Origin of the sequence: Streptomyces sp. T39, assembly GCF_008042045.1 — a bacterium.
GTDB lineage: Bacteria > Actinomycetota > Actinomycetes > Streptomycetales > Streptomycetaceae > Streptomyces.
Genome location: NZ_RDBP01000037.1, coordinates 274,292 through 299,698, shown reverse-complemented (window position 1 = coordinate 299,698; position 25,407 = coordinate 274,292). Strand labels below are relative to the sequence as shown.

Annotated in this window: 24 protein-coding genes; 8 read left to right on the top strand and 16 right to left on the bottom strand. The window is 73.4% G+C overall.

What is annotated here, in order from left to right; genetic code table 11:
• Positions 1-3: 3 nt before the first annotated feature.
• Together EAO77_RS23780 and hisI are read right to left on the bottom strand one after the other, a co-directional pair.
• Positions 4-1,488 (bottom strand): anthranilate synthase component I, encoded by a 1,485-nt coding sequence (locus EAO77_RS23780; RefSeq protein ID WP_147990326.1) that lies wholly within the window; start codon positions 1,486-1,488, stop codon positions 4-6.
• An 11-nt stretch (positions 1,489-1,499) separates the two neighbouring features.
• Positions 1,500-1,871 (bottom strand): phosphoribosyl-AMP cyclohydrolase, encoded by a 372-nt coding sequence (hisI, locus tag EAO77_RS23775; RefSeq protein ID WP_147990325.1) that lies wholly within the window; start codon positions 1,869-1,871, stop codon positions 1,500-1,502.
• A 302-nt stretch (positions 1,872-2,173) separates the two neighbouring features.
• On the opposite strand from hisI, the gene EAO77_RS23770 reads away from it, so the two are divergent.
• Complete coding sequence (locus EAO77_RS23770) at positions 2,174-2,806, top strand: TIGR03085 family metal-binding protein (protein ID WP_147990324.1); 633 nt, start codon at positions 2,174-2,176, stop codon at positions 2,804-2,806.
• 16 nt (positions 2,807-2,822) lie between these two features.
• Here EAO77_RS23770 and EAO77_RS40315 read toward each other — a convergent pair whose 3' ends face one another.
• The 9 genes from EAO77_RS40315 to hisD all read right to left on the bottom strand — a co-directional run bounded on the left by EAO77_RS40315 (position 2,823) and on the right by hisD (position 10,851).
• The gene (locus EAO77_RS40315; RefSeq protein WP_261994119.1) at positions 2,823-4,472 is read right to left on the bottom strand and encodes an MFS transporter; all 1,650 of its coding nucleotides are present in this window, start codon (positions 4,470-4,472) and stop codon (positions 2,823-2,825) included.
• 634 nt (positions 4,473-5,106) lie between these two features.
• Positions 5,107-5,862, bottom strand: a complete 756-nt coding sequence (gene hisF, locus EAO77_RS23755) for an imidazole glycerol phosphate synthase subunit HisF (RefSeq protein ID WP_147990323.1) — start codon at positions 5,860-5,862, stop codon at positions 5,107-5,109.
• Positions 5,859-6,263 carry a RidA family protein gene (locus EAO77_RS23750; protein WP_147990322.1) on the bottom strand — a complete coding sequence of 135 codons (405 nt, stop codon included), beginning with the start codon at positions 6,261-6,263 and terminating at the stop codon, positions 5,859-5,861. Before EAO77_RS23750 ends, hisF begins: the two co-directional genes overlap by 4 nt.
• On the bottom strand, positions 6,260-6,988 hold the full coding sequence (gene priA, locus EAO77_RS23745) for a bifunctional 1-(5-phosphoribosyl)-5-((5-phosphoribosylamino)methylideneamino)imidazole-4-carboxamide isomerase/phosphoribosylanthranilate isomerase PriA (RefSeq protein WP_147990321.1): 729 nt from the start codon (positions 6,986-6,988) through the stop codon (positions 6,260-6,262). The genes EAO77_RS23750 and priA overlap by 4 nt, the downstream gene beginning before the upstream one ends.
• Entirely contained in the window at positions 6,985-7,629 is a 645-nt protein-coding gene (gene hisH / locus EAO77_RS23740; RefSeq protein WP_147990320.1) for an imidazole glycerol phosphate synthase subunit HisH, read from the bottom strand. Before hisH ends, priA begins: the two co-directional genes overlap by 4 nt.
• A 4-nt stretch (positions 7,630-7,633) precedes the next feature.
• Complete coding sequence (locus EAO77_RS38815) at positions 7,634-7,801, bottom strand: hypothetical protein (protein ID WP_187283383.1); 168 nt, start codon at positions 7,799-7,801, stop codon at positions 7,634-7,636.
• 4 nt (positions 7,802-7,805) lie between these two features.
• Positions 7,806-8,408 carry an imidazoleglycerol-phosphate dehydratase HisB gene (gene hisB / locus EAO77_RS23735; protein ID WP_147990319.1) on the bottom strand — a complete coding sequence of 201 codons (603 nt, stop codon included), beginning with the start codon at positions 8,406-8,408 and terminating at the stop codon, positions 7,806-7,808.
• The gene (locus EAO77_RS23730; protein WP_147990990.1) at positions 8,405-9,502 is read right to left on the bottom strand and encodes a histidinol-phosphate transaminase; all 1,098 of its coding nucleotides are present in this window, start codon (positions 9,500-9,502) and stop codon (positions 8,405-8,407) included. The genes hisB and EAO77_RS23730 overlap by 4 nt, the downstream gene beginning before the upstream one ends.
• 26 nt (positions 9,503-9,528) lie before the next feature.
• Entirely contained in the window at positions 9,529-10,851 is a 1,323-nt protein-coding gene (gene hisD / locus EAO77_RS23725) for a histidinol dehydrogenase (protein WP_147990318.1), read from the bottom strand.
• 202 nt (positions 10,852-11,053) lie between these two features.
• On the opposite strand from hisD, the gene EAO77_RS23720 reads away from it, so the two are divergent.
• The 4 genes from EAO77_RS23720 to ybaK all read left to right on the top strand — a co-directional run bounded on the left by EAO77_RS23720 (position 11,054) and on the right by ybaK (position 15,061).
• The gene (locus EAO77_RS23720; protein WP_147990317.1) at positions 11,054-12,652 is read left to right on the top strand and encodes an oxidoreductase; all 1,599 of its coding nucleotides are present in this window, start codon (positions 11,054-11,056) and stop codon (positions 12,650-12,652) included.
• A 122-nt stretch (positions 12,653-12,774) separates the two neighbouring features.
• A complete protein-coding gene (locus EAO77_RS23715; protein ID WP_147990316.1) occupies positions 12,775-13,800 on the top strand; it encodes a hypothetical protein in 1,026 nt (341 codons plus the stop codon).
• 5 nt (positions 13,801-13,805) lie between these two features.
• Positions 13,806-14,546 carry an LON peptidase substrate-binding domain-containing protein gene (locus tag EAO77_RS23710; protein WP_147990315.1) on the top strand — a complete coding sequence of 247 codons (741 nt, stop codon included), beginning with the start codon at positions 13,806-13,808 and terminating at the stop codon, positions 14,544-14,546.
• 17 nt (positions 14,547-14,563) lie between these two features.
• A complete protein-coding gene (gene ybaK / locus EAO77_RS23705) occupies positions 14,564-15,061 on the top strand; it encodes a Cys-tRNA(Pro) deacylase (protein WP_147990314.1) in 498 nt (165 codons plus the stop codon).
• 109 nt (positions 15,062-15,170) lie between these two features.
• Here ybaK and EAO77_RS23700 read toward each other — a convergent pair whose 3' ends face one another.
• Genes EAO77_RS23700 through EAO77_RS23685 form a run of 4 tightly spaced genes read right to left on the bottom strand, consistent with a single transcriptional unit; the run spans position 15,171 to position 18,958 of the window.
• The gene (locus tag EAO77_RS23700; protein ID WP_147990313.1) at positions 15,171-15,827 is read right to left on the bottom strand and encodes an ABC transporter permease; all 657 of its coding nucleotides are present in this window, start codon (positions 15,825-15,827) and stop codon (positions 15,171-15,173) included.
• 34 nt (positions 15,828-15,861) lie between these two features.
• Complete coding sequence (locus EAO77_RS23695; protein WP_147990312.1) at positions 15,862-16,686, bottom strand: ABC transporter permease; 825 nt, start codon at positions 16,684-16,686, stop codon at positions 15,862-15,864.
• On the bottom strand, positions 16,683-17,657 hold the full coding sequence (locus EAO77_RS23690) for an ABC transporter ATP-binding protein (RefSeq protein ID WP_187283423.1): 975 nt from the start codon (positions 17,655-17,657) through the stop codon (positions 16,683-16,685). The genes EAO77_RS23695 and EAO77_RS23690 overlap by 4 nt, the downstream gene beginning before the upstream one ends.
• A 20-nt stretch (positions 17,658-17,677) precedes the next feature.
• Entirely contained in the window at positions 17,678-18,958 is a 1,281-nt protein-coding gene (locus EAO77_RS23685) for an NYN domain-containing protein (RefSeq protein ID WP_187283382.1), read from the bottom strand.
• A 302-nt stretch (positions 18,959-19,260) separates the two neighbouring features.
• On the opposite strand from EAO77_RS23685, the gene EAO77_RS38810 reads away from it, so the two are divergent.
• A complete protein-coding gene (locus tag EAO77_RS38810; protein ID WP_187283381.1) occupies positions 19,261-19,434 on the top strand; it encodes a hypothetical protein in 174 nt (57 codons plus the stop codon).
• Between the two features lie 81 nt (positions 19,435-19,515).
• Here the strand turns inward: EAO77_RS38810 and dnaE are convergent, their stop codons facing one another.
• Positions 19,516-23,055, bottom strand: coding sequence for a DNA polymerase III subunit alpha (dnaE, locus tag EAO77_RS23680; protein WP_147990310.1), 3,540 nt, complete (start codon positions 23,053-23,055; stop codon positions 19,516-19,518).
• Between the two features lie 232 nt (positions 23,056-23,287).
• On the opposite strand from dnaE, the gene EAO77_RS23675 reads away from it, so the two are divergent.
• Positions 23,288-24,634 (top strand): DUF2252 domain-containing protein, encoded by a 1,347-nt coding sequence (locus EAO77_RS23675; RefSeq protein ID WP_147990309.1) that lies wholly within the window; start codon positions 23,288-23,290, stop codon positions 24,632-24,634.
• A 37-nt stretch (positions 24,635-24,671) separates the two neighbouring features.
• Entirely contained in the window at positions 24,672-25,364 is a 693-nt protein-coding gene (locus EAO77_RS23670) for a hypothetical protein (protein WP_147990988.1), read from the top strand.
• Positions 25,365-25,407: the final 43 nt, after the last annotated feature.

Genomic DNA, 25,407 nt, shown 5'->3' with positions numbered 1-25,407 from the left:
CCGTCATCCGTTCAGCCGGTTGGCCGTGTGGACGGCCCGGAGGACCGCCGCCGCCTTGTTCCGGCACTCGGTGTCCTCGGCGACCGGGTCGGAGTCGGCCACCACGCCGGCGCCCGCCTGGACGTAGGCCGTGCCGTCGCGGAGCACCGCGGTGCGGATGGCGATGGCCGTGTCGGAGTCGCCCGCGAAGTCCAGGTAGCCGACGGCCCCGCCGTAGAGCCCGCGACGCGAGGGTTCGAGCTCGTCGATGATCTGCATGGCCCGCGGCTTGGGGGCGCCCGAGAGCGTGCCCGCGGGGAAGCAGGCCGTGAGCACGTCGAAGGCGGTGCGGCCCTCGGCGATCCGGCCGGTGACGGTGGAGACGATGTGCATCACGTGGGAGTAGCGCTCGATCGACATGAAGTCGACCACCTCGACGGAGCCGGGGGCGCAGACGCGGCCCAGGTCGTTGCGGCCGAGGTCGACGAGCATCAGGTGCTCGGCGCGCTCCTTGGGGTCGGCCAGCAGTTCCTCCGCGAGGTCGTGGTCCTCCTGCGGGCTCGCGCCGCGCGGCCGGGTGCCGGCGATGGGGTGGACCATGGCCCGCCCGTCCTCGACCTTGACCAGCGCCTCCGGGCTGGATCCGACGACGTCGAAGCCGTCGAAGCGGAAGAGGTACATGTACGGCGAGGGGTTGGTGGCCCGCAGCACGCGGTAGACGTCCAGCGCGCTCGCGGCGCACGGCGTCTCGAAGCGCTGCGAGGGGACGACCTGGAAGGCCTCGCCGGCCCGGATGCGCTCCTTGATGTCCTCGACCGCCGCCTGGTAGTCCTCGCCGCCCCACAGCGCGGAGAACGCGGGCAGTTCGGAGGGCGGCAGCACGGCGGGCGCGGAGGCGAGCGGCCGGGAGAGGTCGGCCTCCATGGCGTCGAGGCGGGCGACGGCGCCCGCGTAGGCCTCGTCGACGCCGGTGTCGAGGTCGTTGTGGTTGATCGCGTTGGCGATCAGCAGGACGGTGCCGTCCCAGTGGTCGAGCACCGCGAGGTCCGAGGTGAGCAGCATGGTCAGCTCGGGCAGGCGCAGGTCGTCGCGCTCGCCGGGGCCGATGCGCTCCAGGCGGCGCACGATGTCGTAGCCGAGGTAGCCGACCATGCCGCCGGTGAACGGCGGCATGCCGGAGGCCAGGTCGCGCGGGGTGTGGAGGGTCTCGACGGTCTCCCGCAGCGCGACCAGCGGGTCGCCCGCGGTCGGGACGCCGACCGGCGGCGTGCCGATCCAGTGGGCCTCGCCGTCGCGGGCGGTCAGCGTGGCGTCGGACCGTACGCCGACGAAGGAGTAGCGCGACCAGGAGCGCCCGTTCTCCGCGGATTCGAGGAGGAAGGTGCCGGGCCGTTCGGCGGCGAGCTTGCGGTACAGGCCGACGGGGGTGTCGCCGTCCGCGAGCAGCCGGCGGCTGACGGGGATGACGCGGCGGTCCGCCGACAGCTTGCGGAAGGTCTCGAGATCCATGGCGGCAGACCCTACTCGGCCAGGAGCACGTCGGCGTCGAAACAGGTGCGGGCGCCCGTGTGGCAGGCCGCGCCCACCTGGTCCACCTTCACGAGGAGGGTGTCGGCGTCGCAGTCCAGGGCCACCGACTTCACGTGCTGGACGTGGCCGGAGGTGTCGCCCTTCACCCAGTACTCCCCGCGGCTGCGGGACCAGTAGGTGCAGCGGCCGGTGGTCAGGGTGCGATGCAGCGCCTCGTCGTCCATCCACCCGAGCATGAGCACCTCGCCGGTGTCGTACTGCTGGGCGATGGCGGGCACGAGGCCGTCGGCGCTGCGCTTGAGGCGGGCTGCTACGGCGGGGTCGAGGGAGCTCGGCGGGACGCTGCTGGTCATGGTGGCCATTGTGCCGTGTCGCACCGGCCCGGCGGGCGTCGGTCCACGGGCCGGACCCGCGGGCGCGCGGGCCGCCGGGGCGGCCCGGGGGCCGGTGCGCGGCGGCTGGTGGTCGTGCTCGGGTCCGGCGGTGCGGGTCCGCGCCGGGTGCCCGGCCCGGGGGCGGGCGCCTGGCCGGTGTTCGGTGGCCCGCCCCGTGCGGGGACGCCCCCTCCCGGGTCCGTGGCCGGTGGCCGGCGCGTGGGTGGCCTCCGGGGCCGGGGACCCCGTCCGCCGGGCGCCCCGGCCCCCGCCCCCGTACGCTGGCGGGCATGTCGACCCATGCCAAGCGTGAACGACTTCTGCTCGCCGACCTGTTGGAGGCGGCGGGCCCGGATGCCGCGACCCTGTGCCACGGCTGGACGGCGCGTGACCTCGCCGCGCATGTCGTGATGCGGGAGCGGCGGCCCGACGCGGCGGGCGGGGTGCTCCTGAAGGCCCTCGCGGACCGGACGGAACGGATCCGGGCCGAGTTCGCGGCCCAGCCGTACGAAGAGCTCCTGCGGATGATCCGCACCGGGCCGCCCCGGATGTCGCCGTACTCCCTCAAGCAGATCGACGAGGCGGCCAACACGATCGAGTTCTTCGTGCACGCCGAGGACGTGCGCCGGGCGCAGCCGGACTGGACGCCTCGCGACCTGGACCCCGTCTTCGAGAACGTGCTGTGGTCGCGTCTGGAGAAGGGCGCGCGGCTGCTGGGCCGGCGGGCTCCGCTGGGCGTGGTGCTGCGCAGGCCCGACGGTCAGACGGTGGTGGCGCACCGGGGGACGCCGGTGGTGACGGTGACGGGCCAGCCCGGCGAGCTGACGCTGTTCGCGTTCGGCCGGCAGGACGCGGCCCGGGTGGACCTGGAGGGCGAGCAGGACGCCATCGCACGGGTGCGCACGGCGCGGCTCGGGGTGTAGGCCCTTCGCCTTCCGGTCAGTGCGGGAGCTCCGCCCGGCGCAGGTGTGCCGAGCAGAGGCCGTACACGGCGCCCGCGGCGCACACCAGGGCGCTGACGGCGAAGACGGGCGCGGCGCCCCACAGACCGAGGGCCGCGCCGGTGAGCGGGAAGCTCAGCGGCGCGAGGCCGAGGCTGACGAAGGTGGCGAGCGAGGTGACGCGGCCCAGGTGGGCGGGGTCCGACGCGGTCTGGAGCAGCGCCCCGCAGAGGGACCCGCTGACACCGGTCAGCACGCCGACGAGGGCCGCGACGGCCACGGCGGCGGCGAGGGCGGGCACGAGGGCGAGCGCGGCGATCGCCGCCGAGCCGCCGACCAGCGCGAGGCCCATGACGAGACCGGCCCGCGGTATCCGGCCGCGGACGGCCAGCAGCAGGGAGGCGGCGGCCGATCCGGCGGCGAAGCCGGCGAGCAGCCAGCCGAGCCCCGGGGCGCCCCACCCCCTGGCCTCGGCGAGCAGCGCGACGCCCACGCCGAGCGGGCCGACGAAGCCGAGGTCGCTGACGGCGACGACCACGATCAGCGGCCCGAGCACGTCGTGCCGGCGCGCGTAGCGCACCCCGTCGCGCAGGTCTCCCCCCAGCCGCCGCCACGCCCCGCCGGCGCGCGCGGCCGCGGCGACTCGCGCCGCTGCGGCCGGAACCCGCGCTCCCGACGGGCGCGGACGAGCGGGCTCCGCCGGCCGTGACGTGTCCGGCCCGGTCGGCGTCCCGGCCTCGGCAGCACCCTCGGGGCCGTCGGCGCGCGCGGGCTCCGGTTCCGGGGTGGGTTCGGCGCCCGGCGCGCGGCGGGCCTCCGGCAGCCGGGAGACCTCGGGCGCGCCGGGCGAGGCCGCGGCGTCGCGGCGGGTCCCGCCGAGGACGGCTGCGCCCGGTGCCCGCGGCGCGGGCCCGGAGCGGTTCGTTCCCGGCACCGCGGACGAACCCGCCTCGCGGCCCCGGGCCACGCCCGCGACGGCCGCCCGCGCATCCCCGAGCGCGTCCTCTCCGTGGCCGTTCTCCGACGGGGTGGCGGGCCCGTCGTCGGCGGTCCGGGCCGGCAGCGGGGCGATGCGGAGGGTCATGAGGAGGGGGAGGGAGAGCGCGAACAGCGCCGCCGCCGCGGCGAACGCCGCGGGTGCGCCGGACAGGGCGGTGGCCGCGCCGCCGAGCGGGGCTCCGGCGACGGTCGCCGCGCGGCCGGCGAGACCGCGCAGGCCCTGGACCCGGGCGAGCTGGCCGCGGGGCGCGATGCGGGGCGGCAGCGCACCGACGGCCGGCATGAAGACGGCGTCGAGGATCCCGAAGACGACGGCGACCGCGGCCAGCACCCACAGCCCCGGCGTGGCCAGCCACAGCAGGACGGCGAGGCCCAGCACGACCAGGCAGCGGGCGGTGTCGCTGACGAGCACCACCGTGCGCGGCCCGACGCGGTCGGCGAGGACGCCGCCGCCGAGCATGAGCAGGGCACGCGGGACGGCGCCGGCGGCCAGGACGGCGCCCGCCTCGGCGGCGCTGCCGCCGCGGGTGGCCGCCCAGGTCAGGGCGACGTGGTAGACGCTGTCGCCGGTGGCCGACAGGGCGTAGGCGCCGAGCCAGCGCAGGACATGGGGGTCGCGGTGGGCGGGAAGCCCCGCGTCGGCGGGCACGGCGGTGGAACCTCTCGAACGGGGACGGGGCCGCGCGGGGCGCGGGAGGATGCGGGGCCCTGCGCACACGCCACGGGCCAGGGGCACCGGGTGAGGCGTCCGCCCACAGGTCGGCAAGCCTAGGCCACGGGTCACGGGCCCCCGGCACGAACCCCTGGCACGCACGGCCCCACCGGCCACGGACCCGGGGCGGGGCGGCCGGCCGGCCGGTACGGGAGAGCAGCACGAGCCCCGGCCGCCACCCACGCGCCGGCCACCGGCCACGGACCCGGGAGGGGGCGTCCCCGCACGGGGCGGGCCACCGAACACCGGCCAGGCGCCCGCCCCCGGGCCGGGCACCCGGCGCGGACCCGCACCGCCGGACCCGAGCACGACCACCAGCCGCCGCGCACGCACCACCGGCCACGGCCGGCACCGGACGCCGCCTCCGCGACGCACACGCCGCGGGCAGGGCGCTCGGCGCCCGGGCGCGGCCACCAGGCCCGCCCGGCCCCCCGGCACGAGCCCGGGCGAAACAACCCCGCCCCCGGCGCGGGACGTGCCGAGGGCTCCCGGGAGGCTGTCCCGGAGGCCCCCGGCGCGGGACGTGCCGAGGGCCCCCGGGAGGCTGTCCCGGAGGCCCCCGGTGCGGGCGTCAGCGGACCGGGTGGCCCGATTCGCGCAGGGCGTCCTTGACCTGACCGATGCGCAGGTCGCCGAAGTGGAACACGGACGCGGCGAGGACCGCGTCCGCACCCGCGGCGACCGCGGGCGGGAAGTCGGCGAGCCGGCCGGCGCCGCCGGACGCGATCACGGGGACCGAGACCTGCGCGCGCACGGCCGCGATCATCTCGGTGTCGTAGCCGTCCTTGGTGCCGTCGGCGTCCATCGAGTTGAGCAGGATCTCGCCGGCGCCCAGTTCGGCGGCGCGGTGCGCCCACTCGACGGCGTCGATGCCGGTGCCCTTGCGGCCGCCGTGGGTGGTGACCTCGAAGGTGCCGGCGGGGGTGCGCCGGGCGTCGACGGAGAGCACCAGGACCTGCCGGCCGAAGCGCTCGGCGATCTCGCGGATCAGCTCCGGGCGGGCGATCGCCGCGGTGTTGACGCCGACCTTGTCGGCGCCTGCCCGCAGCAGCCGGTCCACGTCGTCGGCGGAGCGCACGCCGCCGCCCACCGTGAGCGGGATGAAGACCTGCTCCGCGGTGCGGCGCACCACGTCGTAGGTGGTCTCCCGGTTCCCCGAGGATGCGGTGATGTCGAGGAAGGTCAGCTCGTCGGCGCCCTCGGCGTCGTAGAGCTTGGCCATCTCGACGGGGTCGCCGGCGTCGCGCAGGTTCTGGAAGTTGACGCCCTTGACGACCCGTCCGGCGTCGACGTCCAGGCAGGGGATGACGCGTACCGCGACGGTCATGCGGCACCTCCCGCGGGCCGGTACGCCTCGACCTCGACCTCGACGACGAGGGAGGGGTCGACGAAACCGGAGACGATGAGCATCGAGGCGGCCGGCCGCACGTCGCCGAAGAGTTCCTTGTGGGCCCGGCCCACGTCGTCTATGTCGCGGGCGTGGGTGATGTACATCCGGGTGCGCACGACATCGGCCGCGCCGAGGCCGAGCTGCTTGAGCGCGTCGACGGCGACCCCGAACGCGGTGAGGGTCTGCTCGTACGGGCTGCCGGCCGAGATCTCGCCGCCGACGACGGAGGTGCAGCCGGAGACGAGGACCAGCCCGTTGGGGAGTTCGACGGCACGGGAGTAGCCGAAGGACTCCTCCCACGGGCCGCCCGAGGCGACGCGGCGTACGGGTCCGGTCATGCCGCCACCGCCGCGAGTGCCTCCTCCAGGGTGAACGCCTTCGCGTACAGGGCCTTGCCCACGATGGCGCCCTCGACGCCCACGGGGACCAGGCCCGCGAGCGCGCGCAGGTCGTCGAGGGAGGAGACGCCGCCGGAGGCCACGACGGGCTTGTCGGTGGCCGCGCAGACGTTCTTCAGCAGTTCCAGGTTGGGTCCCTGGAGGGTGCCGTCCTTGGCGATGTCGGTGACGACGTAGCGGGCGCAGCCCTCGGAGTCGAGCCGGGCGAGGGTCTCGTAGAGGTCGCCGCCGTCGCGGGTCCAGCCGCGTCCGCGCAGCGTGGTGCCGCGGACGTCGAGGCCGACGGCGATCCGGTCGCCGTGCTCGGCGATGACCTTGGCGACCCACTCGGGGGTCTCCAGTGCGGCGGTGCCGAGGTTGACGCGGCGGCAGCCGGTGGCGAGGGCGGCGGCGAGCGAGGCGTCGTCGCGGATGCCGCCGGAGAGCTCGACCTTGATGTCCATCGCGGCGGCCACCTCGGCGATCAGCTCCCGGTTGTCGCCGGTGCCGAAGGCGGCGTCGAGGTCGACCAGGTGCAGCCACTCCGCGCCGGACCGCTGCCAGGCGAGTGCGGCCTCCAGCGGGGAGCCGTAGGAGGTCTCGGTGCCCGACTCGCCGTGCACCAGACGGACGGCCTGGCCGTCGCGGACGTCGACGGCGGGGAGGAGTTCAAGCGTGCTGCTCACAGTGTTCCGATCCAGTTGGTGAGGAGCTGGGCTCCGGCGTCGCCGGACTTCTCGGGGTGGAACTGGGTGGCCCACAGCGCGCCGTTCTCGACGGCGGCGACGAAGGGCTCGCCGTGCGTGGCCCAGGTGACTTGGGGTGCGCGGATGGCGGGATTGGTGATCTCGAGCTCCCAGTCGTGCACCGCGTAGGAGTGCACGAAGTAGAAGCGCTCGTCGGCGCCCACCCCGGCGAACAGGGCGCTGTCCGCGGGTGCCTCGACCGTGTTCCAGCCCATGTGGGGCACGACGGGGGCCTTCAGCGGGCCGACGGTGCCCGGCCATTCGTCGAGGCCCTCGGTCTCCACGCCGTGCTCGATGCCGCGGGCGAAGAGGATCTGCATGCCGACGCAGATGCCCATGACGGGACGGCCGCCGGCCAGCCTGCGCCCGACGACCCATTCGCCGCGGGCCCTGCGCAGTCCGTCCATGCAGGCGGAGAACGCGCCGACGCCGGGGACCAGCAGTCCGTCGGCGTTCATGGCCGTGTCGTAGTCGCGGGTGATCTCGACGTCTGCGCCGACCCGGGCGAGGGCCCGCTCGGCGGAGCGGACGTTGCCGAAGCCGTAGTCGAAGACGACGACCTTCCTGGCTGCTGCGCTCATCGTGCTACCCCCAGATTCCCTGGATCCGCAGGACGCCGGCGAGCAGGCACATGAACGAGGCGCCGGCGAGCAGCACGATGACGCCCTTCGGCATGCCCTGCTTGGAGAAGGAGTACACACCGCCGGCGAGGAACAGCCCGACGACGATGAGGATGGTGGACAGACCCGTCATCGGATTACAGCGCGCCCTTCGTGGAGGGAAGGATGCCGGCGGCGCGGGGGTCGCGCTCCGACGCGTACCGCAGGGCCCGCGCGAGGGCCTTGAACTGGCACTCGACGATGTGGTGGGCGTTGCGGCCGTACGGGACGTGGATGTGCAGCGCGATCTGCGCCTGGGCGACGAAGGACTCGAAGATGTGGCGGGTCATCGTCGTGTCGTAGGCGCCGATCATGGGCGCCATGTTCTCCGGCTCGGTGTGCACGAGGTACGGGCGGCCGGAGAGGTCGACGGTGACCTGGGCGAGGGACTCGTCGAGCGGCACGGTGCAGTTGCCGAAGCGGTAGATGCCGACCTTGTCGCCGAGGGCCTGCCGGAACGCCGCGCCGAGGGCGAGGGCGGTGTCCTCGATGGTGTGGTGGGTGTCGATGTGCAGGTCGCCGTCGGTCTTGACGGTGAGGTCGAACAGGCCGTGCCTGCCGAGCTGGTCGAGCATGTGGTCGTAGAAGCCGACGCCGGTGGCGACGTCGACCTTGCCGGTGCCGTCGAGATCGATCTCGACGACGACCGAGGTCTCCTTGGTGGTCCGCTCGACCCTTCCGATGCGACCCTCGCGCGTCATGCGCTCTGCTCCTTCTTCAACTCACGAACCGCGTCGAGGAACGCGTCGTTCTCTTCGGGGGTGCCTGCGGTGACCCGCAGCCAGCCCGGTACGCCGTTGTCCCGGACGAGGACGCCCCGGTCCAGGATCCGCTGCCAGACCGCGTGCGCGTCCTCGAAGAGGCCGAACTGCACGAAGTTGGCGTCGGAGTCGGTGACCTCGTAGCCGGTGGCGCGCAGTTCGGCGACCAGCCGGTCGCGCTCGGTCTTCAGCTGCTCCACGTACCCGAGCAGCGTATCGGTGTGCTCCAGCGCGGCGAGGGCGGTGGCCTGGGTGACCGCGCTGAGGTGGTACGGCAGGCGCACCAGCTGGACGGCGTCCACCACGGCGGGGTGGGCGGCCAGGTAGCCGAGGCGCAGTCCGGCGGCGCCGAACGCCTTGGACATGGTGCGGGAGATCACGAGGTTCGGCCGGCCCTCGGTCAGCGACAGCAGCGAGGGGCGGTGACTGAACTCCACGTACGCCTCGTCGACGACGACCAGTGAGGGCCGGGCAGCCTGGGCCGCGTCGTACAGCGCGACCACGGTGTCCGCGTCGACGGCCGTCCCGGTCGGGTTGTTGGGCGAGGTGACGAAGACGACGTGCGGGCGGTGCTCGGCGATCGCGGCGCGGGCGGCGTCGGTGTCGACGGTGAAGTCGTCGCGCCGCGGGCCGGAGATCCAGCCGGTGCCGGTGCCGCGGGCGATGAGTCCGTGCATGGAGTACGAGGGCTCGAAGCCGATGGCGAGCCTGCCCGGGCCCGCGAAGGCCTGGAGCAGCTGCTGGAGGACCTCGTTGGAGCCGTTGGCCGCCCAGACCATCTCCCGGGTGACCGGGTGGCCGGTGGTGCGGGTGAGATAGGCGGCCAGGCCGGTGCGGAGCTCGACCGCGTCCCGGTCGGGGTAGCGGTTGAGCCCGCGGGCGGCCTCGCGCACCCGCTCGGCGATCCGCTCGACGAGCGGCTCCGGCAGCGGGTAGGGGTTCTCGTTGGTGTTCAGCCGGACGGGGACGTCGAGCTGCGGGGCGCCGTAGGGCGACTTGCCGCGCAGTTCGTCGCGGATCGGCAGGTCGTCCATGCCGATGCCGGCGGATGCCTGGTCGGTCACCGGCCCGGCACCTTCCAGCCGAACCGGGCCTTCAGGGCCGCGCCGTGCGCCGGCAGGTCCTCCGCCTCGGCGAGGGTGACCACGTGGTGGGTGACGTCGGCGAGCGCGTCGCGGGTGTAGTCGACGATGTGGATGCCGCGCAGGAACGACTGCACGGACAGGCCCGACGAGTGGCAGGCGCAGCCGCCGGTCGGCAGGACGTGGTTGGACCCGGCCGCGTAGTCGCCCAGGGAGACGGGGGACCACGGCCCGACGAAGACCGCGCCGGCGTTGCGCACCCGGGCGGCGAGCCCGGCGGCGTCGGCGGTCTGGATCTCCAGGTGCTCGGCGCCGTACGCGTCGACGACCTTCAGGCCGTCCTCCACGGAGGAGACGAGCACGATCGCGGACTGGCGGCCGGCGAGGGCGGGCTTGATCCGGTCCTCGACGTGCTTGGTGGCGGCGACCTGCGGCTCCAGCTCGCGCTCGACGGCCGCGGCGAGCTCCTCGGAGTCGGTGACCAGCACGGCGGCGGCGAGCGGGTCGTGCTCGGCCTGGCTGATGAGGTCGGCGGCGACGTGCACGGGGTCGGCGGTGGCGTCGGCGAGGACGGCGATCTCCGTGGGGCCCGCCTCGGCGTCGATCCCGATGCGGCCCGTGAAGTAGCGCTTGGCGGCGGCGACCCAGATGTTGCCGGGCCCCGTCACCATGTTCGCCGGGGCGCAGGACTCGGTGCCGTACGCGAACATCGCGACGGCGGTGGCGCCGCCGGCCGCGTACACCTCGTCGACGCCGAGCAGGGCGCAGGCGGCGAGGATGGTGGGGTGCGGCAGTCCGCCGAACTCCTGCTGCGCCGGGGAGGCGAGCGCGAGGGACGGGACGCCGGCCTCCTGCGCCGGGACCACGTTCATGATCACGGACGAGGGGTAGACGGAGCGGCCGCCGGGCGCGTACAGCCCGACGCGGTCGACCGGGACCCACTTCTCGGTGACGGTGCCGCCGGGCACGACCTGGGTGGTGTGGTCCTTGCGGCGCTGGGCGCGGTGGACGATCCTGGCGCGCCGCACCGACTCCTCCAGGGCGGCCCGCACCTCCGGGTCGAGCTCGGCGAGCGCCCTGGTCAGGGCGGCGGCCGGGACCCTGACCCGGTCCAGCTCGACGCCGTCGAACCGCTTCGCGTACTCGATCAGCGCCGCGTCGCCCCGATGATGCACGTCCTCGCAGATCGGCCGCACCTTCTCCAGGGCGGCCTGCACGTCGAAGTCGGCACGGGGCAGCAGGTCGCGCAGTGCGCCACCCTCGGGGAGGGCGTCGCCGCGCAGGTCGATTCGCGAGATCACGGGGTCAATTCTCGCAGACCGGGGCGGGCGGTCGTTTTCCGTATCAGTGGCTGATACGAAACCGCCCGTCCCGGGCGCACCGTCCTTCACAGCGGCTCGATCGAGTCACCCCGTTTCCCGCGGGACGACCATCACCACTAGCGTTCAGGCCGTCACTCAGCGGGAAGAACAGCTGTACGAGCCAAGGAAGCGGAGGGCGGCAGTGACCGAGCCGCTGGACGGCGGGCCTCCGGACGGAGTGAGCCCTGCCGAAGCAGCCATGTGGAACGCGTTCCGGGACGGCAGCACATTCGACCTCAGCGACACCGACCCCTTGCAGAACAATCCCTTCTCGCCTTTCCCCTGGGGTCCCGAACGAATCGTCCGCGCCTGGGTGGTGGCGCGGCTCCTGCTCAACGGGCCGGAGGCGAGACCGGGCCGGGTCGCGGCGCTCAAGCTGCGCGGCCTGCAGATCACCGGCACGCTCAAGCTCGCCGGCGGCAGCATCGCCCCGTACGTGGAGCTGAACGGCTGCCGCTTCGAGAGCGAACTGCTGATGCCGGAGGCGCACTTCGCCACCCTGCGGCTGATCAGCTGCGCCGTGCCGCGGATCGAGGCGGCGCGGCTGCGCACCGAGGGCGATCTGCATCTGCCGCGCTGCCGGGTGGAGCACGGCATCCGTCTGACCGACGCGCAGATCGGCACGGACCTGCTGATCAACCAGATCCATGTGCGGCCCGACCGCAGGGGCCGGGCCATCACGGCGGACGGCCTGTCGGTCGCCCAGGACCTCCAGGCGGAGCTGATCGAGACGTACGGCGAGTTCAGCATGCGGGGCGCGAAGGTCGGCGTGTCGCTGAGCCTGCGGGGCTCGCGGCTGCGCGCGGCCGGCGACCGGCGCGCGCTCAACGCGCCGCAGCTGAGCGTGGAGCGGACGCTCTACCTGACCGGCGCGTGGGTGAGCGAGGCGACCGGCAACCAGGGCGCCACTCCCCCGTTCGGCATCAACACCGGCGGCATGGCGCGGGGGTCGCGGCTCCAGCAGTTCGAGTGCCACGGCGGGGTGCGCCTGGACGACGGCCGGTTCGGCGACGCGGTCGACCTGAACGGCGCCCGGTTCGTCCTCGGCCCGCGCGAGGAGCTGTCGCTGCGCCGGATCACCGCCCCCGAGCTGCGCTTCAACGCCGAGCGGCCCGAGGAGGGCCGGGTCGTGCTGAACGGCGCCAAGGTGGTGACGCTGATCGACCTGGCGGCGAGCTGGCCGGGGCCCGGCGGGCTGGCGATGGGCGGTTTCGTCTACGAGAACCTCGTGCCCTACGAGGAGTTCCCGCTCTCGCGCCGTCTGGAATGGGTGGCGTCGGCGACGCCGGAGTACTCGCCCGAGCCGTACGAGCGGCTCGCCACCGTGCTGCGCAACAGCGGCGAGGACGCCGACGCGCGCGAGGTGCTGCTCGCCAAGCAGCGCCGCAGACGCGAGACGCTGCCGCTGGCGGCCAAGCTCTGGGGGTACCTCCAGGACTGGACCGTGGCCTACGGGTACCGGCCGGGGCGGGCCGCGCTGTGGATGGCGGTGCTGTGGGCGGCGGGGACCTTCGCGTTCGCCCAGGTCGAGCCCGCGCCGATGAAGAAGGAGGAGCACCCTGTCTGGAATCCGGCCCTCTACGCCCTCGATCTGCTCGTCCCGGTGATCAATCTCGGCCAGGACGGCTACTGGCGGCTCGACGGACGGTGGCAGTGGGCCGCCGCCGTGCTGGTGCTCCTCGGGTGGATCCTGGCGACCACGGTGGCGGCCGGGGCGTCCCGTCTGCTGCGGCGCGGCTGAGGCCGCGGGGGCGGAACCGCACGCTTCTTTGCCCGCCCTTGACCAAGCGGCGGGCAACCTTTCCACCCCCACCAAAGCTTCACAGCGGAGCCTCTGGCGCACTCGTTCACCTGCGGTTTTCAATGGTCCGCACCATGTCAATGCTGCACGCCGCGATGCGCCTCGCGCGCATGATCCGGCATACCCCCCGGCTGTCCGAGAGCCTCGTGCCCGACGACGCGGTACTGCTCGACGCCCCCGACGAGCGCCTCGGTCCCGCGCTCGTCGCGGCCGCAGCCGGTGAGTACGGCACGGCGGCCGAGCTGCTGGCGACCACACGGGAATCAGCCGAATGGGAGAACCGCGACCGCTATGTGACACGGCTCGCGGCCTTCGCCCGCAACCGGGACGAATGGCTCACCGGCTGGCTCGCCGCCTCACCGCGGGACGCCGACGCCCTCCTGGTGAAGGCTCAGCTCGCCGTCGACCGGGCCTGGGAGTCGCCCGCCCGCGCGGAGCGGCTGCGCGAGGTCGGTCCGCTGATCGACGCCGCGGCCGAGGCGGAGGCCGGCGACCCGGTGCCCTGGCGCCTCGCGCTCGACCACGCGCGCGGGACGCACGCCACCCACACCGCGTTCGAGCGGCTGTGGGCGCAGGCGGTGCGGCGCTCCTCCCACCACTACGGCTGCCATGTGGCGGCGCTCCAGTACCTGTCCGCGCAGTGGTACGGATCGCACCGAGAGTGCTTCGACTTCGCGGAGGACGCGGCCGAGGACGCGCTGCCGGGCTCCCTGGTCCGCGCGCTGCCCGTACGGGCCGCGTTCGCGCAGCTGCTGACCGGCGAGCCGGTCACCTCCGTGCAGAACGACCGCATCGACCGGGCGGCCGACCTCGCCGTGGAGCTGTCCGCCGGCTACGAGCGGGGCGACCCCTGGCCCGCCGAGGTGCGCAATGTGCTCACCCATGTGCTGGTCGCCCGCGGGCGCTGGGCCGACGCGCTGGAGCAGTTCCGGCGGATCGGCCCGTACGCCACGTCCTTCCCGTGGACCTCGGTGACGGACGACCCGCTGGGCCAGTTCCTGCGCGCCCGTGACGGGGTGCGCATGGAGGTCGCGTCCACGATGCCCCTGCGGGGGGTCGGGGGCCGCTCCGCCGCCCATTACGCTTGACCGCTGTGACCACCGCTCGCCTGCCGCTCTTCCCGCTGAACTCGGTGCTGTTCCCCGGGCTCGTGCTGCCCCTGAACGTCTTCGAGGAGCGGTATCGCGCCATGATGCGCGAGCTGCTCAAGACGGAGGGCGAGGAGCCGAGGCGCTTCGCCGTCGTCGCCATCCGCGACGGACGGGAGGTCGCCCCGACCGCGCCGGGCATGCCGGACCCGACGGCGGTGGTGGCCCGCGGCCCGGCGGCGGGCTTCGGGGCCGACCCCGTCCAGGCGTTCCACCGGGTGGGCTGCATCGCCGACGCCGCGACGGTCCGGGAGCGCCCCGACGGCGGTTTCGAGGTCCTGGCCACCGGCACCACCCGCGTCAGGCTGCTGTCCGTGGACGCGAGCGGCCCGTTCCTCACCGCCGAGCTGGAGGAGCTGCCCGAGGAGCCCGGCGACGGCGCGGCGGCACTCGCGGAGGGCGTGCTGCGCGCGTTCCGCGCCTACCAGCAGCGGCTGGCGGGCGCCAGGGAGCGGTCGACGGCGACCGGCGCCGACCTGCCGGACGAGCCCTCGGTGGTGTCCTATCTCGTCGCCGCCGCGGCGATCCTGGACACCCCGGCCAAGCAGCGGCTGCTCCAGGCGCCGGACACCGCGACGCGGCTGCGCGAGGAGCTGAAGCTGCTGCGCGCCGAGACGGCGGTGCTGCGGCACCTGCCGTCGCTGCCGGCGGTGGAGCTGACCCGGCAGCCGACGAACCCCAACTGACGCGAGGATCCCCAGCGGTGGCGAAGAAGCCGAAGAAGCAGGCCGGGGGCACCCCGGCGACGGTCGCCCTGACCGCGGCCGGCACCCCCTTCACCGTGCACGCCTACGAGCACGACCCGGCCTCGCCGTCGTACGGCGAGGAGGCCGCCGAGGCCCTCGGGGTGTCGCCCGCCCGGGTCTTCAAGACCCTCGTCGCCGACGTCGACGGCGCCCTGACGGTGGCCGTCGTCCCGGTCGCGGGCCAGCTCGACCTCAAGGCCCTCGCCTCGGCGGTCGGCGGCAAGCGCGCCACGATGGCGGACCCGGCGGCGGCCGAGCGCACCACGGGCTACGTCCGCGGCGGCATCTCGCCCCTCGGCCAGCGCAAGCGTCTTCCGACGGTGCTGGACGCCTCGGCCTGGGACCACGAGACGATCTGCGTCTCGGCGGGGCGGCGCGGCCTGGAGGTCGAACTCGCCGCCGAGGCGCTGCGCACCCTCACCTCCGCCGTCCGCGCGCCGATCGCCCGCGCGTAGCCGGCGCCCCGCCTCCCCCGCCTCCGGGCTTCCCCGCCTGCCGGGCATCCCGCGTGGACACGTGTCAGCGCCCCGGGCGGAGCGACCCCGTTCCGCCCGGGGCGCGTGCTCAGGGAGCGCGCGGGGGCCACGCGGGGGCGGCGTCGTACGGGTCGTGGACCGGCTCCGGGTCGCGCGGGGCGAAGAGCGCGGTCAGCCCCAGGTGCACCGCCATGGCCGCGAGCGGCCAGGCCAGCAGCGCCCCCTTCGCCCGCAGCTGGAGATAGGCGTCGAAGGTGACGCCCTCGCCGACCTGGCGGGCGTGTTCCGCCACGTCCTGGGACGGACCGAGCCACACGCCCATGCCCCACCCGAGGAGGGAGGCGAGCAGGCCGCCCACCGCGAGCGCGATCACCAGGGCGATGCCCCCGCGGCGGCGGAAGAGGAAGGCCCCGGCCGCACTCAGCGCGCCGAGCCCGACCGCGAGCAGGACGAACGTTCCGTCCGCCGCGATGGCCTCCTCGCCCTCGGTGTTCTCCAGGAAGACCGCGTCCCCGTCGGAGATCAGCGGCACCCGGGGTGCCAGCCACAGCCACAGCAGGCCGAGCGCCACACCGAGCACCGTCACCGCGGCGAGCACCACGGCGCTGTCCCGCAGGTCGCGCCGTAGCTCCGCCTGCTTCGCCAGGTGCGCGTCGTCCGTCCAGGCCGAGGCGTACGAGGCCGGCGGACCCGACGAGGACGACGGCCGGTCCGGCTGGTGGGGCGGTGTCAGAGGTGCGGTCACACCGCCATCGTGCCAGGCCGGGTGGGGCGACGCCTCACCGGACCGCTGCCCGCCGGTAGGCCCAGGTCGCGACGGCCAGGGAGACCACGCCGACACCGGCGCAGACCGCGAGGTCGAGGGCGACGGCCGGCCAGTCGGGGTGGGCGTCGAAGGTCCGGGCCATGGCCTCGACCCCGTAGGTCGAGGGCAGCAGATCGCGGGCCCAGACGATGGGCCCCGGCATGCGCTCGGCGGGCAGCACGCCGAGCAGGAGTGCCGCGGACATGCCGAGCTGGCCGAGGAGGGTGGCGAGTTCCTGGCGGGGGGCGAGGAGCCCGAGGGCCGCGCCCAGACCGGCCAGGGCGGCTCCGGCGAGGGGGATCACGGCCACGAGGACCCACAGGTGCGTCAGCGGCAGTCCGAAGAGGACGGATCCGATCACGGCGGTCACGATCGTGCCGGGCACGGTGAAGGAGGCGTACGCGCCGGCCGCGCCGAGGACGACCGCCGCGGGCGGCACGGGCAGCGTGGCGTAGTGGTCGAGGCCGCCCTGTGCCCGCAGCTGCCCGAAGTACTGGGCGAGCAGGTTCAGCGCGACGAACGCGACGACGAGCACGCTGGCCCCCGCGACGACCGCGCGTGCCTCGCTGCCGCCGTCGACGACCCCGCGCATCAGCACCATGATCCCGACGGACTGGAAGGTGGCGACGAACAGGAGCGGTATCCGGGCCACCCTGGCCCGGGACAGCTGCGCCCGGTAGACGGCCCCGAGCGCGGGCAGCAGCCGCGCGGCCGGGGCCAGCGGTGCCGGGGCGGCGCGCTCGGGCGTGCCGTGTGGTGCTCTCGTCGTCCCGGTGGACTCAGCGGACACCGTGCTCACGCCTTGACCAGCCCCTTCGTCGCGTTCCCGCCGAGTGCCAAGTAGACATCCTCCAGGCTGGGGGTGGCCAGGGTGAAATCGTCGAGGGCCGCGAAGGCCTCGCCTCCGGTCACGGCGGCGACGGCCGCCCGGGCCTCCTCGGGGGCGAGCCGCAGCGTCCAGCGCCGGCCGGACTCCTGCGCGGCGTCGCGGAGCGCGGCGACCTCCGGCACGTCGAGCGGGGGGCGCTCGCGCCACACCAGCTCGACGCGCACCTCCCCGGCGACACGTTCCTTCAGGCCGGAGGGGGTGTCGCAGGCGATGACCCGGCCGCGGTCGAGCACGGCCACCCGGTCGAGGACCGACTCGGCCTCGATGACGTTGTGGGTGACGAGCAGCACGGTCACGCCGTGCTCCTCGCGTCGCCGGTCGACCGCCGCCCACACGGCACGGCGGGCGACGGGGTCCATGCCGGTGGTCGGCTCGTCGAGGACGAGCACGGGCCGGTGGCCCACGAGCGCCGCGGCGAAGCAGGCGAGGCGGCGCTGTCCGCCGGAGAGCTTGCGGATGGGGCGGGCGGCGAGGGCGCCGAGCCCGAGCTCGTCGAGGACGCCGTCCCGCTCGCGGCGGGCCAGCTTCGCGCTCAGTCCGCGCAGCCGGCCGGTCGTCTCGGCGGCGAGGGAGACCGTCATCTCGTCGAGGGCGGTGGACTCCTGGCCGAGGTAGCCGATCAGCCGCGCGGCCCGTTCTGGGTGGCGTACGAGATCGTGGCCGAGGAGTTCCACGCTGCCGGAGTCGGGGCGCATCAGCCCGGTGAGCTGACGCACCAGGGTCGACTTGCCGGCGCCGTTGGGTCCGAGCAGCCCGAAGATCTCGCCGTGCCCGACGTCGAGGCTGATCCCGTCGGTGGCCCGCACCTCGGGTGTCCCCGGCGTACCCCTTCGTCCCCGTGCGGCCGGGTACGTCTTCACCAGATCCCGCACCACACACACCGTACTCACGAGGTACGAGACTACGGGGTCCGCCCGCCCCGGATGCCCTCGGGCCCCGGCTGGTCCGCCGCGGCGGGGTGCTCGGCGGCCGTGCAGACGTCGATCTCGCGCCAGAATCCCGCCCGGATCGCATAGCGGTCGTGCTCGTCGATCTGGTCGTCCTTGTGGGCCAGGAGGCCGAAGCGGGCGGCGTAGCGCAGCAGTTCGCCGTCGATGCGGTGCGGGATGCGCGGGTACATGCTGGACAGCTTCTGCACATGGCCGCTCTCCGGCAGCCGCTCCATCCACCGCCGGGCGAACACCTGGCCCACCTCGAAGGGGTCGCCGCCCACGGTGGTGATGTCCTCCTCGCGGTCGGCCCAGCGCTGCTCGGCGCTGGTGAGCTGGGCGAGGGTGGGCAGCGAGGCGCTCTCCGGCGGCTCCCCGAGGGCGCCGCCGGACCGCTCGATCCAGCCCCGGTCGGAGGACCAGCGGAGCGTGGCGCCCGCCGTGTGGGGCGGCGCGGGGTGCTGCCCGTGGGAGCGGAGGGACGCGAGGTCCTTGGGGGTGGGCACCCCCTTGCTGGCGGGCGGCGGGGCGCTGTCGGTGTGGTCCTCGGCCGGCGCGGCCGCGGCGCCGTTGCGTCCCGCGGCCTCGGCGCGCTGCCCGGCGGCGGAGGCGAGCGCGGACTCGGGGAGCGGCGCGGACAGGATCGCGGCGATGTCGGGGCGGGTGGCGGGCTGCGGTGCGCAGATGCCGGTGAGGTCCTTGGCGCGGACGGCGCGGGTGATCCAGACCCGGTCGAGCACCCGGCGTTCGTCGGCCTCGGCGACCAGGTCCTCGGACTGGTTGTAGTCGCCGTCGGCGGCCTGGACGGCCCAGAGGTGGACGGCGACGCCGTGTTCCTTGGCGGACATCAGCCCGGGGAGCAGATCGCCGTCGCCGGTGACGAGAACGACGTCGGAGCAGGCGCGATTTCTGGCCAGTTCGGTGAGCTCGGCGTGCATGGCCGCGTCGACGCCCTTCTGGGCCCAGCGGCCGTCGCTGCGGGTCAGGGCGCCGAGGCGGACGGTGACCCGGGGCATCACGCGCAGTCTGCGGTGTTCGGGCTGGGGCACCCGGTCGGGCGCCCCGTCGAACCAGTAGATGCGCAGCAGCGGACGTCCGGTGTCGGCCTCGGCGAGTTCACGCAGGCCCTGGATGAGGGAGGCGTGGTCGACGGTGATCCGTGAGCGCGCCGGTTCTCCCGCGAGAAGGCTCGCGGCGGCACCCAGCAGGTAACCGGCGTCCACCAGGACGACGCAGCGGTCCACGCGTTCCACCCTCTTTCGGGACTTCGTCGGGAACTCTTCCGGGGCCCTCGGCGGTGGTCGCCTGAACCCCCCGCGCTCCGGGGAACGCGGGGTCGGCAAAGGTCCGGATCGGGGATTGTTCCGGGTTTCCCTCGAGTCTGCCCGACCACGGGTGGGTTAACGGCCGGAACTCGATCATCGGCGTGGCGGATCCGGCCCGACGGCCTTCCCTTTCGCCGACTACCGTCCGCAATGATCCAAAATGCGCTGTAAATACGCATATGTGAGTCTGGTCCCGGCCCTGGCCCCTAGACCCTCACGGAGGCACCACCATGGCCAAGAACAAGAACCGCGAACGCAGTCAGCAGAAGTCGTCCCCGGCCGAGCGCGGCCGGCAGGAGGCGGAGAAGTCCTCGATGGAGGCGCAGGCCGAGCAGCGCATGTCGCAGGTCACGCCCTCGGACATCGCGCACAAGGGCCGGCAGAAGCGCTTCGGCCACAACTGAGGCCTCGCGACAGGTCCGATCGGCAGAAGGGGCGCGCCCGTGACCACGGGCGCGCCCCTTCTGCCGTCCGGCGACCCGTGATCAGCCGGCGAGGCAGGACGGTCCCAGCAGCACCTTGAGGTCGCCGAAGAGGGCGGGGTCCGGCTGGACCCGGTGCCGGTCGAGGCGCAGGACGGTGGTCTTGCGGGGGCCCTGGAGCTTGATCCGCACCTCGGTGTTGCCCTTGTGGTGGCTGAGGATCTCGCCGAGGCGGCTGACCATGGGCGGGGTGACCTTGACCGTCGGGATGGTCACCACCACCGGGGCGTTGGTCCCGGCGGACGACAGGTCCGGGACCATCAGCTCCATGGCGACCAGCCGGGGCACGTCCTCGCGCTTGTCGAGGCGGCCCTTGACGAAGACCACGGTGTCCTCGACGAGCTGGGTGGAGACGAGCTGGTACGTCGCCGGGAAGAACATGCACTCGATGGAGCCCGCGAGGTCCTCGACGGTGGCGATGGCCCAGGCGTTGCCCTGCTTGGTCATCTTGCGCTGGAGCCCGGAGATGATGCCGCCGATGGTGACGACCGCGCCGTCGGCGTGCTCCCCGCCGGTGAGCTGGGCGATCGCGGCGTCCGTCTTGTCGGACAGGACGTGCTCGATGCCGAAGAGCGGGTGGTCGGAGACGTAGAGGCCGAGCATCTCGCGCTCCTGCGCGAGGAGGTATGACTTCTCCCACTCGACGTCGGAGAACTCCACGTCGAGGCCGAAGCCCGGCTCGCTGGACTCCTCCTCGCCCATGCCGCCGAAGAGGTCGAACTGCCCCTCGGCCTCCTTGCGCTTGACCGCGACCACGTTGTCGATCATCGGCTCGTGGTGGGCGACGAGCCCCTTGCGGGTGTGGCCCATCTCGTCGAAGGCGCCGGCCTTGATCAGCGACTCGACGGTGCGCTTGTTGCAGACGACGGCCTCGACCTTGTCGAGGAAGTCGGGGAACGAGCTGTACTTCCCCTTCGCCTTGCGCGACTTGATGATCGACTCGACGACGTTCTGGCCGACGTTGCGGACGGCGGTGAGGCCGAAGAGGATCACGTCGTCGCCCTGGGCGGCGAAGTTCGACATGGACTCGTTGACGTTGGGCGGCAGGACCTTGATGCCCATGCGCCGGCACTCGTTCAGATAGACGGCCGACTTGTCCTTGTCGTCCTTGACCGAGGTGAGCAGGCCCGCCATGTACTCGGCGGGATGGTTGGCCTTGAGGTACGCCGTCCAGTAGGAGACCAGGCCGTACGCGGCGGAGTGCGCCTTGTTGAACGCGTAGCCGGCGAACGGGACCAGCACGTCCCAGAGCGCCTGGATCGCCTCGTCGCTGTACCCCTTGTCCCGGGCGCCCTTCTGGAAGAGGACGAAGTTCTTCGCCAGTTCCTCGGGCTTCTTCTTGCCCATCACGCGGCGGAGGATGTCGGCCTCGCCCAGCGAGTACCCGGCGATGATCTGGGCGGCCTTCTGCACCTGCTCCTGGTAGACGATCAGGCCGTAGGTGACGTCCAGGACCTCCCGGAGCGGCTCCTCCAGCTCCGGGTGGATCGGCGTGATCTCCTGCTGCTTGTTCTTGCGCAGCGCGTAGTTCGTGTGGGAGTTCATGCCCATCGGGCCCGGCCGGTAGAGCGCGGACACGGCGGAGATGTCTTCGAAGTTGTCGGGCTTCATCAGCCGCAGCAGCGAACGCATCGGGCCGCCGTCGAACTGGAAGACGCCGAGGGTGTCACCGCGCTGGAGCAGTTCGAAGGTGGCCGGATCGTCCAGCGGCAGCGCCAGCAGGTCGATGTCGATGCCCTTGTTGGACTTCACCATCTTGACGGCGTCGTCCATGATCGTGAGGTTGCGCAGGCCGAGGAAGTCCATCTTCAGCAGGCCGAGCGACTCGCACTGCGGGTAGTCCCACTGCGTGATGGTGACGTTGTCGGTGTGGCGCACCCAGATCGGGGCGTGGTCGACGATCGGCTCGCTGGACATGATCACGCCGGCCGCGTGCACACCCATCTGCCGGACCAGGCCCTCGACGCCCTTGGCGGTGTCGATCACCTTCTTCACGTCGGGCTCGTTCTCGTACATCGCCCGGATCTCGCCCGCCTCGCTGTACCGCGGGTGGGACGGGTCGGTGATGCCGTTGAGGTCGATGCCCTTGCCGAGGACGTCGGCGGGCATCGCCTTGGTGAGACGGTCGCCCATGGCGTACGGGTAGCCGAGGACGCGCGCGGAGTCCTTGATGGCGTTCTTCGCCTTGATCTTGCCGTACGTGCCGATCATGGCGACCTTGTCGGCGCCGTACTTCTCGGTGACGTACCGGATCACCTCCACGCGCCTGCGCTCGTCGAAGTCGATGTCGACGTCGGGCATGGAGATGCGCTCGGGGTTGAGGAAGCGCTCGAAGATCAGGCCGTGCGGGATCGGGTCGAGGTCGGTGATGCCCATGGCGTAGGCGACGATCGAGCCGGCCGCGGAACCACGGCCCGGGCCGACCGCGATGCCCTGCTTCTTGGCCCACATGATGAAGTCGGCGACGACGAGGAAGTATCCCGGGAAACCCATCGAGATGATGGTGTCCATCTCGTACTCGACCTGCTTCATGCGGTCGTCCGGGATGCCGTCCGGGAAGCGGCGGGCCATGCCGCGCATGGTCTCCTCACGGAACCAGGAGACCTCGGTGTACCCCTCGGGGATGTCGAACCTGGGCATCAGGTTCTTGGCGACGAACATGCCCTCGGTGTCGACCTGCTCGGCGACGAGCAGGGTGTTGGCGCACCCCTCCTGCCAGGCGTCGGAGGAGTCGATCGCGTACATCTCCTCGGTCGACTTCAGGTAGTAGCCGGTGCCGTCGAACTTGAAGCGGTCGGGGTCCGAGAGGTTCTTGCCGGTCTGGATGCACAGCAGGGCGTCGTGCGCCTGCGCCTCGTGCGCGTAGGTGTAGTGCGAGTCGTTGGTGACCAGGGGCGGGATGCCGAGCTTTCGGCCGATCTCCAGCAGGCCGTCGCGGACCCGGCGCTCGATCTCGATGCCGTGGTCCATCAGCTCCAGGAAGTACCGGTCCTTGCCGAAGATGTCCTGGTACTCCGAGGCGGCCTTCAGCGCCTCGTCGAACTGGCCGAGCCGCAGCCGGGTCTGGAGCTCGCCTGAGGGGCAGCCGGTGGAGGCGATGAGACCCTCGGACCACTGGGAGATGGTCTCCTTGTCCATCCGCGGCCACTTCTGGAGCCAGCCCTCGGCGTAGGCGTCGGAGGAGAGCCGGAAGAGGTTGTGCAGACCCTTGGCGTTCGCCGCCCAGATGGTCTTGTGGGTGTAACCGCCGGAACCGGAGACGTCGTCGCGCTTCTGGTGCGGCTGGCCCCACAGGACCTTGCGCTTGTTCCGCCGGGACTCGGGGGCGACATAGGCCTCGATGCCGATGATCGGGGTGACGCCGGCCTTCTTCGCGGAGTGGAAGAAGTCGTACGCCCCGTGCAGATTGCCGTGGTCCGACATGGCGATATGGGTCATGCCCATCTCGTTGCACGCGTCGAACATGTCCTTGAGCCGCGCGGCACCGTCCAGCAGCGAGTACTGGGTGTGGACGTGCAGGTGCGTGAAGGGCGGCTTGGTCACGGCGGTGCGCCTCCGGGCTGCAGATTTCCGGGGGCAGCCCCCGGCCCCCCGCTCTGGGGGAACAGCGTGGAAGTCTACGTGCCCGGGCCGACAGCCGGACCTCGGACCGGGGCCGGCGCCGGCCGGCGCGGCACCCCGGGCGCGGCGCCGGCGGGCACTCGGGCGCGGCGCCGCGCGTTGGTACGGGACGGAAACGCAGTCCCGTACGCCATGCACCAGGAGGCACCCCGCGATGCCGGTCCCGCAGCCCACCGCCGAGCAGCGCGGCGAGGAGATCCTCGCCGTGTTCGACACCGCCTTCGGCGAGCTCCTGGCCGCCGATCCGGCCGCTTTCCGGGTCAAGTTCCGCAAGATGGCCGCCTCCGCCTTCGCCTTCTACCGCGGCACGGCCTGCCTCTTCTACAGCGACCTGGAGGCCGAGCGCCACGGCGGCCCGTTCCTGGACGAGCGCACCGGCCGGGTGTGGATCCACGGCGATCTCCACGCCGAGAACTTCGGCACCTACATGGACGCCAACGGCCGCCTGATCTTCAACGTCAACGACTTCGACGAGGCGTACGTCGGCCCCTTCACCTGGGACCTGAAGCGGCTCGCCGCCTCGCTCGCCCTGATCGGCTACACCAAGGCGCTCGGCGACGACCAGATCACGGACCTGGTGCGGATCTTCGCCGCGGCCTACCGCGAGCGCATCCACGCCCTGGCGGCGGGTGCCCGGACGGACGAGCTGCCGCCCTTCACGCTGGACACGGCGGAGGGCCCGCTGCTCGGGGCGCTGCGCACGGCCCGGTCGCTGACCCGGTTCTCGCTGCTGGACTCGATGACCGAGATCCGCGACTACGAGCGCCGCTTCGCCGGGGGCGGCGGGGCGGTCGAGCTGGACGCGGCCATGCGGTACAAGGTGCTGGCGGCCTTCGACGGCTATCTGGAGACGCTGCCGGAGTCGAGCCTCACCCGGCCCGACTCCTACCGGGTGAAGGACGTGGTGGGCCGGCGGGGCATCGGCATCGGATCCGCCGGCCTCCCGTCGTACAACATCCTCCTGGAGGGCAACAGCGACGCCCTGGAGAACGACGTCGTGATCTACATGAAGCAGGCGCAGACCCCGGCGGTCTCCCGGCACATCACCGACCCGGCGATCCGCGGCTACTTCCGGCACGAGGGGCACCGCACGGTGATCTCCCAGCGCGCCCTCCAGGACCACGCCGACCCGTGGCTCGGCTGGACGGAGCTGGACGGCACCGGCCAGCTGGTCGCCGAGGTGTCGCCGTACGCGGTGGACCTGGACTGGTCGGACCTCGACGACCCGGCCGAGATCGCGGCGGTCGTCGCGGACCTCGGCCGGGCGGCGGCCACGATGCACGCGGCGGCGGACGACGAGAGCGGCCACTCGCTGGTGCCGTTCTCCACCGAGCGTGCCATCGACGCGGCGATCGCGGCCGACGAGGACGGTTTCGGCGACCTGCTGACGGGCTTCGCCCACGAGTACGGCGCCCGCGCCCGCCGTGACCACCAGATCTTCGTGGACCTGTTCCGCAACGGCAGGATCCCGGGCCTCGAAGGCGGCCCGGCGGCCGTTTAGGGAGTCCTTACAGGAAGGCATGGCACACTCACCGGCGATGGACATATCGGGGACGCAGCTCAGGGCGCTGCGGGCAGCGGTCTTCACGGCACTGGCCGTGACGCTGTCCGCCGCGTCCCATGTGCTGCTGTCCCGGGCCCCGCTGCCGCTGCCGACCGTCGTGCTGCTCGCCGCGGCCGTCTTCGCGGCCGCCTACGCCCTGTCGGGCCGGGAGCGCGGTTTCCGGCGGATAGCCGCGCTGCTGGTCCCGCTCGAACTGGCGGCGGACACCGTCTTCACCTTCGGCCAGCACACCTGTTACGGCGCCACCGGCGGCCCGGTCGCCGGATCGCTGCGCACCCTCGGGCTCGACGTGCTCTGCGGCGGCGGCCTCGGCACGGCGCTGCCGGGGGTGGCCGATCCCGCGGGCGCCGCGGGGCCCGGCGCACTGCTCGCCTCCCCCGACCCGTCCGTGCCCCTGCTGCTGCTGGCCGCGCACATCGGCGTCGGCCTCCTCGCCGCCGCCTGGCTGCGCCGGGGCGAGGCGGCGCTGGCGTCCCTGCTGCGGGCGGCGGGCGCCCTCGCGTTCCGGCCGCTGCTGCTGGCGGTGGCCGCCGTGTCGGGCGGCACACCCGCCCGGCGGCTCCCGCACCGTGCCGGGCACCGTGCACCGCGCCCGAGCCGCGCCCGGCTGCTGGTGCACTCCGTGGGACGGAGGGGACCTCCGCGTCCGGTGGCGCTCTGCGCGTGAGCGCAGGCACACCACCTTCCGGAGTCTCCCCTTCCGCAGTTTT